The organism is Streptococcus sp. 27098_8_22 (assembly GCF_041432415.1).
Lineage (GTDB): Bacteria > Bacillota > Bacilli > Lactobacillales > Streptococcaceae > Streptococcus > Streptococcus pseudopneumoniae_M.
The window spans coordinates 246,485-259,017 of sequence record NZ_JAPVZP010000002.1; the positions used below are offsets into that span (position 1 = coordinate 246,485).

21 protein-coding genes are annotated in these 12,533 nt (G+C 36.2%); 1 reads left to right on the plus strand and 20 read right to left on the minus strand.

What is annotated here, in order from left to right; all coding sequences use genetic code 11:
* Positions 1-42: 42 nt before the first annotated feature.
* The 20 genes from O3633_RS04815 to O3633_RS04910 all read right to left on the minus strand — a co-directional run bounded on the left by O3633_RS04815 (position 43) and on the right by O3633_RS04910 (position 12,049).
* Entirely contained in the window at positions 43-492 is a 450-nt protein-coding gene (locus O3633_RS04815) for a hypothetical protein (protein WP_371620574.1), read from the minus strand.
* Positions 493-502: 10 nt separating this feature from the next.
* Positions 503-1,291, minus strand: coding sequence for a DNA/RNA non-specific endonuclease (locus O3633_RS04820; RefSeq protein ID WP_371620575.1), 789 nt, complete (start codon positions 1,289-1,291; stop codon positions 503-505).
* Positions 1,292-1,293: 2 nt separating this feature from the next.
* A complete protein-coding gene (locus tag O3633_RS04825) occupies positions 1,294-1,641 on the minus strand; it encodes a hypothetical protein (protein WP_371620576.1) in 348 nt (115 codons plus the stop codon).
* Positions 1,634-1,969, minus strand: coding sequence for a hypothetical protein (locus O3633_RS04830; protein ID WP_199863002.1), 336 nt, complete (start codon positions 1,967-1,969; stop codon positions 1,634-1,636). The genes O3633_RS04825 and O3633_RS04830 overlap by 8 nt, the downstream gene beginning before the upstream one ends.
* Positions 1,970-2,373: 404 nt before the next feature.
* Positions 2,374-2,661, minus strand: a complete 288-nt coding sequence (locus O3633_RS04835; RefSeq protein WP_371620577.1) for a hypothetical protein — start codon at positions 2,659-2,661, stop codon at positions 2,374-2,376.
* Between the two features lie 33 nt (positions 2,662-2,694).
* On the minus strand, positions 2,695-3,051 hold the full coding sequence (locus O3633_RS04840; protein ID WP_124787923.1) for a hypothetical protein: 357 nt from the start codon (positions 3,049-3,051) through the stop codon (positions 2,695-2,697).
* Positions 3,052-3,468: 417 nt separating this feature from the next.
* Positions 3,469-4,470, minus strand: coding sequence for a hypothetical protein (locus O3633_RS04845; RefSeq protein WP_371620578.1), 1,002 nt, complete (start codon positions 4,468-4,470; stop codon positions 3,469-3,471).
* 58 nt (positions 4,471-4,528) lie between these two features.
* Entirely contained in the window at positions 4,529-4,747 is a 219-nt protein-coding gene (locus O3633_RS04850) for a multidrug transporter MATE (RefSeq protein WP_371620579.1), read from the minus strand.
* A 9-nt stretch (positions 4,748-4,756) separates the two neighbouring features.
* Positions 4,757-4,987, minus strand: coding sequence for a hypothetical protein (locus tag O3633_RS04855; protein WP_371620580.1), 231 nt, complete (start codon positions 4,985-4,987; stop codon positions 4,757-4,759).
* Positions 4,980-5,426, minus strand: coding sequence for a thioredoxin domain-containing protein (locus tag O3633_RS04860; RefSeq protein WP_371620581.1), 447 nt, complete (start codon positions 5,424-5,426; stop codon positions 4,980-4,982). The genes O3633_RS04855 and O3633_RS04860 overlap by 8 nt, the downstream gene beginning before the upstream one ends.
* The gene (locus O3633_RS04865) at positions 5,423-5,845 is read right to left on the minus strand and encodes a hypothetical protein (protein ID WP_371620582.1); all 423 of its coding nucleotides are present in this window, start codon (positions 5,843-5,845) and stop codon (positions 5,423-5,425) included. The genes O3633_RS04860 and O3633_RS04865 overlap by 4 nt, the downstream gene beginning before the upstream one ends.
* A gap of 15 nt (positions 5,846-5,860) precedes the next feature.
* Positions 5,861-6,064, minus strand: a complete 204-nt coding sequence (locus O3633_RS04870; RefSeq protein ID WP_000878299.1) for a hypothetical protein — start codon at positions 6,062-6,064, stop codon at positions 5,861-5,863.
* 8 nt (positions 6,065-6,072) lie between these two features.
* Entirely contained in the window at positions 6,073-6,234 is a 162-nt protein-coding gene (locus O3633_RS04875) for a hypothetical protein (protein WP_000600808.1), read from the minus strand.
* Between the two features lie 88 nt (positions 6,235-6,322).
* Positions 6,323-7,825 (minus strand): primase C-terminal domain-containing protein, encoded by a 1,503-nt coding sequence (locus O3633_RS04880; RefSeq protein ID WP_371620620.1) that lies wholly within the window; start codon positions 7,823-7,825, stop codon positions 6,323-6,325.
* A gap of 174 nt (positions 7,826-7,999) precedes the next feature.
* Positions 8,000-8,500, minus strand: coding sequence for a modification methylase Sau96I (locus O3633_RS04885; RefSeq protein ID WP_371620583.1), 501 nt, complete (start codon positions 8,498-8,500; stop codon positions 8,000-8,002).
* A 19-nt stretch (positions 8,501-8,519) separates the two neighbouring features.
* Positions 8,520-8,657 (minus strand): hypothetical protein, encoded by a 138-nt coding sequence (locus O3633_RS04890; protein WP_224781718.1) that lies wholly within the window; start codon positions 8,655-8,657, stop codon positions 8,520-8,522.
* A 140-nt stretch (positions 8,658-8,797) separates the two neighbouring features.
* A complete protein-coding gene (gene trmB / locus O3633_RS04895) occupies positions 8,798-9,433 on the minus strand; it encodes a tRNA (guanosine(46)-N7)-methyltransferase TrmB (protein WP_049508543.1) in 636 nt (211 codons plus the stop codon).
* Entirely contained in the window at positions 9,430-10,224 is a 795-nt protein-coding gene (gene ccrZ / locus O3633_RS04900; RefSeq protein ID WP_000362994.1) for a cell cycle regulator CcrZ, read from the minus strand. The genes trmB and ccrZ overlap by 4 nt, the downstream gene beginning before the upstream one ends.
* 47 nt (positions 10,225-10,271) lie before the next feature.
* Positions 10,272-11,321: an ABC transporter permease gene (locus O3633_RS04905; protein WP_371620584.1), complete on the minus strand. Its 1,050-nt coding sequence runs from the start codon at positions 11,319-11,321 to the stop codon at positions 10,272-10,274.
* Positions 11,318-12,049, minus strand: coding sequence for an ABC transporter ATP-binding protein (locus O3633_RS04910; RefSeq protein ID WP_049526885.1), 732 nt, complete (start codon positions 12,047-12,049; stop codon positions 11,318-11,320). Before O3633_RS04910 ends, O3633_RS04905 begins: the two co-directional genes overlap by 4 nt.
* 67 nt (positions 12,050-12,116) lie before the next feature.
* Between O3633_RS04910 and O3633_RS04915 the strand changes: the two genes are divergently transcribed.
* Positions 12,117-12,527, plus strand: coding sequence for an HIT family protein (locus tag O3633_RS04915; RefSeq protein WP_371620585.1), 411 nt, complete (start codon positions 12,117-12,119; stop codon positions 12,525-12,527).
* Positions 12,528-12,533: the final 6 nt, after the last annotated feature.

Below are 12,533 nucleotides of genomic sequence, written 5' to 3' on the forward strand. Positions count from 1 at the left end.
ATACTTGGACTAGACTCACTCACTTTCTACTTCTCCTTTCAATTAATGAGAATGTTTGATAGTTTGACCACGTGCAATATCTTCTTGAATGACATCGTTGATTCTTGCCATCAATTCATGTTGTGTAGGATCCAATCGTGAATGAATAGATTCCAAATCTTGAACATCAAAATCATCTTTCGTAATAGCATGAAAATTTGTTAGTGTTAGATAGAGAATTTGATCAAGTTGACGATGAATTGCCTTGTTGTCATTTCCTGAATCAGAGGTAGCCCCCAAATTTTTTTCCAGCTGAGTTAGTAGCTCATAAAAATTTTTTCCTTCTCCTAATTCAATAAAAAGTTTATAAAAAACTTCAATCAAAGTGACAATCGTTGCCGAATTATTTCGATACTGCTTCTGCAAAGCAGACGATTCTTTCAAGTAAGATTTTATTTCCTTAAATTTTTCATGTGTCTCTTCGTTAAAATATAAACTAAGTCTTGGATTCATTTTTTCCTCCTTAAATTTTCTGAGATGATCCTGTCAAATAATTGATTTTATATCCTGGTTGAATATTAAAGATATACACATCAAATGAGATCTCATCATCTTCAATACTCTGTGCTTCCATACGAACTCCTCTAGCAACTAATTCCACATTTCTAAAGATGGGAGTTGCTCGATAGCGAACATGGTGGTTCGTATTTTTTATGTAGTTAGCAATTTTATTTTCATAGTAGACCATTGATGATTGTTCATCTTCAAAATTTGCATTTAAAGCACGTGTACCTGTAAATAAATTTTTCGCATTCGCATTTTCTCCACTTAATTGAAAACCAATTAAGTGAGAACGATTATACAAATAATCTTCTTTACCGTTGAAGATTATTTTTTTATTTTTCCACCCTGTTGGTGTGACAGATGAAATAGATTCTCTGTCTTCCGTTGGCATCAATTCTTTTCCCAACATCGCTTCAGCAATTCCTACACGATTTAAAAAATCTAGATCAGAATATTTTTCCCAGCTACCATTTTCTAAACTCAATTCGCTTTTTGTAAATTGTGATTTTTCATTGACGACAATCACCTGATTTTTTCCATCATACTCCTTCGATTTCAAATCATCATTTTTCAGGGTAGGATTCAAATTTGAGTCGGAATTTTTTTCTTCAGCTGAATCGGCTATGTTCAATTGAGTCGGGATATCATTTTGTGTCAAGCCAGATTTGATAGCATTAAAATTGTTAGGTTGCACGATAAAGATTGCAAGAAAAATGAGAATGATGAACAGAGATTTATTCTTCTTCATTTTTAAACACCACCTGACCGTCTTTCAGCTTCAAGTGCAGATACATCATCCATAAAATGTAACCAATTTGTAGTTAGATTATTTACAATATCTTGTTTAATATTTAAAGCTGAAAGAGAAATTTCATTCTTCAACATCAATTCTAAAATCTGACTTTGTTGTTCTTTGATGACAGATAATGTTTCCGCAAATTGGTTATTGTACAAATTCAATCCATCATTCATTACGATATTTTGAACTTGCGATAACATAAACTCATTGAAACTTGGATAGTTATATTTTTTTGAAATAGCCTGAAGTTGTTCAAACATATCGTCGGGAACATTTCGAATTAAAAAATTTTTAGTCATCACTTTCCACCTCTCCTTCATACTCTAACCAACGTGAAATATGATCGCCATAACAATCCATTTTTTCTTCAAATTCCGATAATACCTTTGTCTGTTTTTTCATTTGTTCCAGAACATGGTCAGAAGCTAATTTCATATTTTCTAAATGAGCTACATACAAGTCTTGAGCACGATTAAATTTTCCATACTCAATTTTTTCACGACAGATTGAAAGCAAAAAATCGTTAAATGAATTGGCTTTATTTTTTTTCGCAAGAGATTTTAGATAATTAATTTCATCATCAGTAAGGCCTCTAATCTCAATTCGATTTTGTTTTATATTTGCCATTATTTTAAATTTTCCTTTCTAAAAAATAGCGCCCTTCTTTTTTCTTTTGTCGAAGCAAAAGCAAAAAGAAGCAAAAAAGAAAACTTCAACCTCGCAACATCACGAACCGATACGGTTCTATTTTTGCGGTTTTTCAACACACTAACACACACAGAGGGACTAAGGCCCTTTTTAGGTGTGTTGTGGTAGAAAAGAGCATAAGGGAAACTGATATCACGTACCGTGATATGTTGATAGTATCAACGTTTCCAGTACCGGTAATTTTCTCGGCTTCGCCTACTTACACACACATGCTATACTTACCTTTACATACTTTATAGGTGTTATACTTACACTGTTTTTCTTCTTTACATACTTTTACTTACACCTTTTTTGACTTCATTTGGAAGTTCAAAACTCAAAAATCAAGACTGATTTTCAGCTGGAAAGTTTCCTTCTTCACGATTTTTCTTCGCTGCTAAACGTTGTTCTTTTTCATCTTCTTTGATGAAGTTTAATTCCATTTTTAACTCTTCAAAAATTGATTCATACGACTGATTTTTATTTTTCTTCAATTGAATTTGAACATAAATTTTACCAATTTGTTTTTGAAGATTCTCTTCTGCTTCTTTACGTTCCTTTTCTAAAAGGGCAACTTTTTTCTTTGCTTCTTCTAGTTGATTATCAATTTTTTTTAAATCATTTTTGGCCATGATTACTTCTCCTTTTTTCTAATTTCGTATTTCTTAATTCCTTAATTTATTTCCTGCAAAGCTGGTAATTTTTTCTTTTACAATTTGGAAATTGCTCCACAAATCACCATCTAATTTTTTCAAATCAATCACATAAACTTCATGATCATTTTTCTTGATGGTTAGTGTGAAAGAACGTTCATCAATTTTAATTTCCTGTAGAACGAGGTACATTGAAGAAAACATTTCTCCTTTATATCCTGGTTTACTATGATAGGTCATTCCATATTCATCAATATCCAGCACAACCCATTTTTGTTTTCTAAACAAACCTTTTGTACTTGTGAATACAGTACGATGCTTTCTAACTGGCTGATTTTCCTTTGGTGCTAATTTAAGTTGTTCTTTCATTTTTCTGCCTTTCTTTTTTGATTGATTCTAGTATAAAAGATAACTAAAAAAAATTTTTTAAAGGGACAATCATAAAAAACAAATCCCCTTAATTCAAAAATTAAGGAGATTCATTCTCTTTATTCACTATCGTTTATCTTATTCCACAAGGGTTGGAACCAAATAGAACTTAACAATGGACGATATAATATCTTTGTCAAAATTGTAGAAATCAAAATACTAAACCATAGTACACTCATGGTATCGTAATAATAAAGAATTGTAAAAGAGTTAAGATTTACAAACCACTGATAAGTAAGAAAGGCCGACACAGTAAGTAAAATATATAGAGTGAAGCAACAATCAATCATTATAAAAAACATTACATGGTAAATCTTTTTAAAACTTTTCTTTGATTTCATTTTATTTTACCTCACTTTAATTCATTTCTACAGTTTCAATAGGGTTTGAAAATTCAAATGTTCCATCTTTGACTGCCTGTTTTTTCTTGTCCAAAGACTCCAATTTAGCCTTCAACTTTTCAATGTTTTTATAGGCTGTTTCGATGGTTCTATTCTTCGTTTCAATGTTTGTATCCAGCGTAGCAATATTCTTTTGATTGGCTTCGAGATCATCACCTGTTAGATATTTTGCTTCTGCTTGAAGACTCGCTTTTCGTGAGTTATCATCTTCAATAGATTCCTTCAATTGAGAAATTGATGTTGTCAATTTTTGAGACTGTTCGTTCTGGAAATTGATCTCTTTTTCGATTTCCTGAAGAGTAAATTCTTCTCTGGAGACAACTTCAATAGCTTTGATTTCAAGCTGAGGATTTTGAGGAGTTACAAAGAATTGTACAGTGTCCTCTTCTCCAGATTTCTTCTGAGAAACCTTTTTAGAATCACTGGATGGCGATGAAATATTCACATCAATTGAGCTAGAAGAGACTGTCTGATTCGTCACATCGATCGCAAATGCACCAAAATTTTTCGGAACTCCTTTAATAATAACTGATACTTTATTATCAATGATTGGAACAACATCCATCTCTATTTTTGAGTCTTTATGTTGCGCATAGAGTTTCCATTTTAAGCGTTTGGCATCGATGCCCCGATCTATCGAAGTCGTAGCATCTTTCGTCTCAAATTGTAAAACGATAATTCCAGTATCTGGTGAATATTCCTGGCTGACCAGTTTCATCTCACCGCTGCCATTCGCAAAAACCTGCTTTGTTTTGAGTTGTTCTGAAGTATATGTTTGTCTTTGTGGTGAGAAAATCGCTCCCATCAAAAGACTTAACCAGGTCACAAACAACATTGAGAAAATAACTAGTTTTCTCTTAATAATATTCTCTTGAAACCAAACTTTAGTCCTAATAAATGGCTTCAAAATTGGGCTAGATTTTATCTTTTCAATCCAGCGTTTGATTGTATCTATCATAGTGGATATATCCTTTCTACTTTATGTGAATTTTTATTTTTAGATTAATTCCTTATCTCTATTTCTCATGCTTCTTATATCCTTTCCAAATAAATGAAACCTTACTTTTCGGCCAAATACTTTTTAGTAACATTAAGAACGCTAATGGCAGCCTTTTCGTTTTGATTTCATTTCCAAAGTTATCACATATAGTTATCTTGAAGAGCGGTACAAACCAGATCGCAATCAAGATAGTCCCAACCACGCCATGCGAAATAGCATTTAAAATTTGATACATACTACCTCCTTAAATACAGCCTATCTTTTCAGGTGCCAAATCCAATGTTAGCCAAAGAGCTTCATCATGCGAAATATGTGTTAATTGTCCTCCCTCATCATTAAAACGATGTAGGGTAAACGTTCCAACTGATAATTTTCCTAAAACAACCATTCCTTCATTTGTCCTAGTACGCCATAGTTCCCAATCATTTTGAAAAGCTGTCTCGGCCCATTTACTTAGCTTTACCCTTTTAGTCATTTATGGCCTCCTGTATCCCTCTCTCATCTGCGACAATCTTCTCATCTGAATCTCTTGAAGCATATAGATATTTCTTTATTTTTCCCTTACGAATCTTGATGATAGTTGCAGCTTTTTCAACCTGGTATTTTTCTACCAACTTTTGACCTTCTTCTGTCTGAGTGTCAATGTAAAATGTAGGATAGGAACCTTTATTGGCTGCATCTACAACTACACTTTTTCCAACCTGACAGTAAGGACAATCTTTTTTATAAAATACTAGATTTACATTTTGATCAAGTACAGTATTCTGGTATTCCTTCTGAGTAAGATGAGGATCATAATCTAAGATAAAATGATCTTTATACATCCTATATCCTCCTAGAACTGAGAGACTCACAAATAAAATAACGAGAATAGCCCCTACAGCTAACTTAATGTGTGTAAAAAGTTCTCTCACCCTATTTCCTCCTCATCCACAAAATCAAAAATAGATCCTTGAGTACAATTAACTTTGGACAATTCTCTCAGTTCTGACTTTAAATCAGTAAAAGTTGTCATCACTGATTGAAAGAGTAAGGGATCAAATTCCTCAGAATCCAATACATGGACAATTGGCAACATTGGATAATGATCTCTCAATTCTTCCTGAAAATAATCTGAAATTGTCTTCCCATTGGTAATAACGCTATCTACTCTAATAATCGCTGGAATGCTAGTAATACTCTCCTCGTTTTGATAAAAAGTTAAAGCTACATCCCCTGCAGAAACAGACTTAAATTTTAAGTTATCCGATGAAAGTTTAAAATAATAAGCCAATGGTTCCTGACCAACCCCTGTTAGGTAGTATCCTCGAATAATTTTGAATAACTCTGACATCGACCTGTCTCCTTCCTAACAAACTTTTAGAAGTCTAAACGGAGCTTGATACACATCAGGATAGTGAATCAATCTCTTTTTTCTTTGTTCAGGAAGTGGTTTACGGTAATGTTTTTGAAGATACTGAAAAGCTAGTCCCAAGGTATCAAAAACTAAAACTTTATTCTCCCCATTACAAATATAGTCACCTAATTCAAAACTGAAAATTACGTACTTCATTCTTCTTCTCACTTTCTATTTTGGCTAATCATTGCCAGTTGATCTGTCTCTAACTCAGCATCATATCCGTTTTCAAAACGAACTTGTTGACGAATCCCTATAAGTGAGAGAACTAAGAAAAATCCTCCTACAAATATAAGGCTAAATAATCCAACTAAAATCAAAATCATATCATTCCTCCATAGGTTATTTTATGTACATGTATATCTTTGTAATAATCGTAGATATAAATGTAAGGCAGTTGACGGGTTTTTTTTATTATCCAATATCAAGTTCAAATAGAGATAGTTGTTGTGTTTGTTTAAACCCATCTTTAACCTTTTCTATCACTCTCTGAGTGAACTCTATACTTTCTTCAAAGAAAGTGGCAATGTTGGCCATATAAGCCTCCTGACGTTCTCTCTTTACCTGGATAAGGGAAAGTAAGATTGCTTTGATAGAGGCTAATCTGATGCCTCCTCCACGTCCATGTTTGACTGTAAAGAAGATCTTTTGCTCTGTTTTGAGAACCTTCAATACTTTGTCTAATGAACGCTCAGGAATATTCAACTTCTCTCGTATCTCTTTTTTTGTCGTCTGGATAAATGGATCCTCAGATTGATAGAAGCCTTCTAAATAGGCCATTACGTCTGTTTTCCATTCATGAAGATGACTATTCTTTCTGTCAGCACGTTTCTTCTTAAACTTGTACCAACGTTGCTTCACAAAGAGATCTGAAGCCTTGAGTTCCTGATTGACCCATGCTTTACATAAAGTCATTACATAGTCACGACTAGCAGCTTCATATTTTCCTGAGTAGGCGCTTGTAATAATCTTATGGTATTCAGCTGAAGAGAGTGGTTCGTCTAGATTTGCATTAAAACTAGAAAGAACCTCCTCACACTCTTCCTGATCGATTCCTGAAGAGAAGTTGGCTAAAGCTAGCGTGAAAAGAACGTTGTTTCTTCCCATCAAGGCTTTTCCACCTTTGATATTCCCCTCTCTCATCAGCAATTGATACCAAGGTTCATCAATCTGTTTCACCCCTTCAGAGCCTGAAAGAACCGTCAAATTGGGCTTTTTACTTGGAAAGGGAAGATCTGATTGCTTCATTGACCAATCTAACCACTCCTGGAACGAATAAGTATAGTCAGCATCAAAGAATTCGACATTATCAGTTCGAGGAATCCGAGCAATCCCAAAATGGTTACAAGTCAAGTCTACTGGTAAAGTTTGAGCAAAGTAATTTCTCAAATTTTGAGAAATCGCTTTGGCCACCTTCACCACTCGAAATTGGGAATGAGCTGTAACATAGGCTGATTCTGAGAGAACAAAATAGGCTTGAAATCCTTTATCAGATTTTAGAATCAACGTCGGCATAAAACCTAGCTCCAGAGAAGCGGTTAAAATATCTCCTGTCGTCATTTCTTCAGTTGCAGAGGTGATATCAAAGTCAATGTAGAATGTGTTAATCTGTCTAAGATTATCTTCAGAGTGGCCACGTGTAATCCGTCGACCAGCGTCGCTATAGCTTCCGTAGCAATAGACATTAGGAGTCCAGTGTGTAAACTGATCCTGGTTCTCCAGCAATGATTCGACAGAGGTTAAAACAACACCACGTGCCTTCACCATATTCGCTTTTGAACGATAAGCAAATACAGAGCCTCGTCTTCCTTCTTCAGCTGAAGAGATAAGCTGTAGATGGCTATTCTTAAATTTTTGAGTTCTTAATCCGTCTTTTGTGATTAAGCTAAAACATTCTTGTAAATTAATCTTCTTCATAGTGTCTGATTTCTTCTTCATTTAATTTCCAAAAACAATGACTACAGATAGTCTCGTCATGGTCCACCCACACCCACCAGCAGCAACCCCATTTTTCATCAATACAGGGTGTTTCCCACGTGCATCCGCATTTTTGACAGATACCTTTCTTTGATACTCCTTCTTTCATGATAATTACTCCTCATTGACTCTCATACTTTTAGGTAACTTTTTACTCGGTAAACAGTAACCTTCAGATAAGTCTCCTTTACTATAAAATTCAGGAGGATGTGTCATTATGTGATCACTTCTTTTCCATCCTCGACGAAGTTGTTTGTAAGATAAAGAAACACGCTTCTCAATCTCTTTAAAACTAAATCCCAATTTCAAATAGGTTGTTACAATAGTTGTAGCATGTTCTTTGGACTCTTCGCTTCTTGTTCTTCGCTGAAAGTTAATCTGCTTATCTTCTTCATTTAATGCTATCTGATAGGCAATAAACAACTTCCGCATTTCCATAATTTTATGTTGCCAGGCCAAGCTGTAAGGTTGTCCTGAATATCGATTCACCAAGTCCTTTACGGGTTGTTTAAATTTCATCTGAAGAGGATCGAATTCGCCAAGGTCAGAAAATGGATCAATGAAACCTAATGGTTCGCTTTGAATTAATTCATTGTATAGCGCTTCTCTGTCCATCCTAATTTATCTCCTTCTGTCAAATGCACGTCATTGAGTCAAATAAGCTTAATTGGATGGTTTTAGGCGCTTGTTCGCTGTTTCCATTCTTATCATGATCGATAACGTCAAAGATTTCTAACGTGTCTAAATTCATTACAATCTCTAATCCTACCATCGTTGAACTCCTCTCAAATAGAATTTTAAGCGAACAAAAAAGAGAACAGATTTCTCTGTTCTCCTAAAAATATTGAATTATTTGATTTTCTAAAAACTCTTACCACTTACCACTCAGAAGGCTCGATTTTAAGCTTTTTCTTAAAATTCTGCTTCAACTCGATAGATAACCTGACCCTTACTTGAGAATTTTTCTTCATACTCAGTCATGACATTGCCTTCAAAGTCGCTGGCATGCAAGTCCAACCAAACTCCATTGAGCTTCATGCCGTATTGAGAAAAACTCACTAGGCTATATTCAAACAAGCCACGGTTATCTGTCTTGAAATGAATCTCACCGTGTTCAGGCAAGATACGCTTGAAGGTATCCAAGAAACTCTTATAGGTTAGACGACGCTTTTCATGGCGCTTCTTAGGCCACGGATCTGAAAAGTTTAGGTACAAGCGATCAATCTCACCATCTTCAAAGTAGTCGGTCAAATCAGAACCATCAACCCACAACAACTTAATATTGGGTACAGCAACTTCCAAGACCTTGTCCAAGGCATAACTCAAAACAGACTTTTGAATATCAATCCCGATATAGTTGATATTAGGATTTTGCTTGGCCATACCTGACACAAAGGCTCCCTTACCACTACCAACCTCAACATGGATAGGATTGTCATTCCCAAATAAATCTCGCCATTTTCCTTTGGCTTCTAAAGGATTTAAGACAACATACTGAGGATTAGCCTCTAGTAATTCTGTTGCCCCTTTACGATTTCTAACTCTCATCTCTTCTTTCCATACTTGTCACGGAAGATGCGCAAGGCATAAATCTCCCGATTGACATTTTCTAGATCTTCATTTGTATAATATTTGGCAATCTGGCTCAAGAAGGATAACTGAGCATACCAAAATAGTTTGTTGATGACTGTTTGGTTGTATTTGTAACCATAATAAGTCAACCACTCTTTCCACTGATAGTCTGGAATATAGTGACATAGCATATGCGCCACATCAAACATGCGATCCGTTAAACGAACGGAATCCCAATCCACTAAATAAACAAGACCGCTCTCTGTCTCAATCCAATTACTATGTCGTACATCTCCATGAACGATCGTTGCATAATCTTCCCTAAAGTTTGGCAAACTTCCTCGCAAATCCTCTACTACCATTCTTAGATATTGATTGTTCTTCAAGGATTCTGGAGCATCTTTTAACCAAGCCTGAAGCAAGTCAAAAGGTGTTTCTAAAGAATAGCCCAAACGAGTCAATTGCGTCATCAAAGGACGCGAACGATGCAAGCGGCTCAAAATATTGATAATCTGCTTGCGATTCATATCATAAGGGGTCAAAATTTTACCATTCAACCATTCTTGGGCACACATATCACGCCCATCCGATAAACGGCGAGTCCATAATAATTGAGGAGCGATTTGTTCCTTGGCTAAACCAGGTAGGATTGGAGAGGTGTTCATTTTAATAAAGACGCGCTTCCCATCAGGGTAGCTTCCCATATAAGCTTTTCCGCTTTTCCCAGGGATAGGGGTCAGCGTTAGCTCAATATCACCCAAGTCCATTTCTTTCCTCCGTATAAAGTTTCCTTACTATTCTACTAGTTTTTAGCCTATTCGTCAACCAGTCTTTTAAGTTGGTAAGGTAAATAAAGAAATTGTAAAACGAAACTAACTCCAACAAGAGCTAAAAGGGCTAGTTTTTCTTGGAGGGTAATCAACCCAACTACCAGCTGAAGTAATAAAATAAAACCTGTCAATCCTCGGACAACTGCCTGTAACCCTTTTTCCTTTTGTCCCTTGTCTAGCGGGAAAAGTTGGGTCAAATATTGGTAATCAAAGGCATAATAAAGGGCCAGTAACTGAAAGAGCAAGAGGTAGTTAAATAGAACCACCACTGCTGTCGCTATCCAAGCTTGCTCGATAAAGATCAAAGCCAACAAAGATAAGAAGAGGAGACGAAGACTTAGGGCAAAGAGATCCCCATTTCGCAGATAAGAACGAAGATAGAGGTTCTGCCAAATCTTGCTCGGCACCTTTTGAACAACTTTAAGGATAAAGTCTAGATAGGCACGATGCTTGACGCTGTTTGAAATTCCCTTGACTTGAGTAAAGAGGGCAAAGAAGCGAAGCAAGAACTGCTTGCGTTTACTTTCTTGGGCAATCACATAGTCCCAGTCCAGATGATTTGCACTAAAAAACTTGCCAGCCTTTTTCTGAAACAGGAAATATTTTCCGACTCCTAACAGAAGAACATAAACACCAAAAACTCCTAAGCCCAAGCCCATGGCTAAAAATAGAGGAGCAAAAAGAAGCAAGAAGAGAGTCTGTACACTGACCCAAAAGATGAAGGAGACCAGACTTTGCTTCTGGATGTGTTCTCTCACTTCTTCTTCAGCTACTAAGAGAAAGAGCTTATCAGGTGCTTCCACATAGGTCGCGATTCCACCCCAAAGCATGAGTAAAACAGAAACAATCCCAATTAAACCTAGGATTGGTAAATGATTCTCAGGAAAATGCTGGAGCAGTTGACTATACTGATAGGCTAGAAAACCTACCAAGACCAGTAAAAACAAGACAAAGTGGTCATTGAGCACATAGCGCAGATAACCGACACACTCCTTACGAAAAGCCTGCTTTCGCTTTAGAAACAAGTCTTTCATCTGTCCTCCTCTTTGGTCAAAGCCAAATAGATATCATTGAGACTTGCTTGAGGCATGGCAAAAGCTTGTCTCAACTCTTCAAGATCCCCTTTAGCTCTCACTTGTCCTTTGTGAAGAATAACAAAAGAATCACACATTTTTTCAGCAGAGTCAAGAACGTGGGTGCTCATGAGGATAGACTTGCCTTTTTTCTTTTCAAGATCCAAAAGCTGAATCAAGTCTGAAATTGCCAAGGGATCAAGACCAAGGAAAGGTTCATCGACGATAAAGAGACTCGGATCCACGACAAAGGCACAGATAATCATGACCTTCTGCTTCATCCCTTTTGAAAAATGAACTGGGAACCAGTCTAATTTCTGATCCAAACGAAACATTTTTAAAAGCGGTTCTACACGTTCAAAAGCTAGATTTTGCTCAATACCATAGGCCATAGCAACCGTCTCGATATGTTCTCTGAGAGTCAATTCCTCGTACAAACTAGGAGTTTCAGGAATGTAACCAATCTGCTGACGATATTCTCGAGGATTAGCACCCAAGGTTAGTCCGTCGATGTTTATTTCTCCACTATAAGGTGTCAACAAACCGATAATTTCATTGATGGTCGTTGATTTCCCAGCACCATTGAGACCGATCAAACCGACCAACTGTCCACTCTCGACTGTAAAGGACACATCTTTCAAAACAGGAACATGAACATAGCCCCCAGTCAGGTTTTTTATTTCTAACATATTTTCTCCAAATCTGGTATAATGTAGCTATATTATATCAAAATTCAATACAGTAGAGGTAGATTTTATGTCAGATTGCATTTTTTGTAAAATTATCGCAGGTGAGATTCCCGCATCAAAGGTTTACGAAGATGATCAAGTTCTTGCCTTCCTTGATATCTCACAAGTAACACCTGGTCACACCTTGGTCGTACCAAAAGAACACTACCGCAATCTTTTAGAAATGGATGCTGCAAGTGCTAGCCAACTTTTCGCCCAAGTACCAAAGATCGCTCAAAAAGTCATGGCAGCTACCAAAGCTGAAGGTATGAATATCATCGCTAACTGCGAAGAAGTTGCTGGACAAACGGTTTTCCATACCCATGTCCACCTCGTTCCTCGCTATAGTGCAGAGGATGACCTAAAAATTGACTTTATCGCACATGAACCAGACTTCGACAAACTTGCCCAAGTCGCTGAAACAATCAAAAACGCTTAAGGAGTC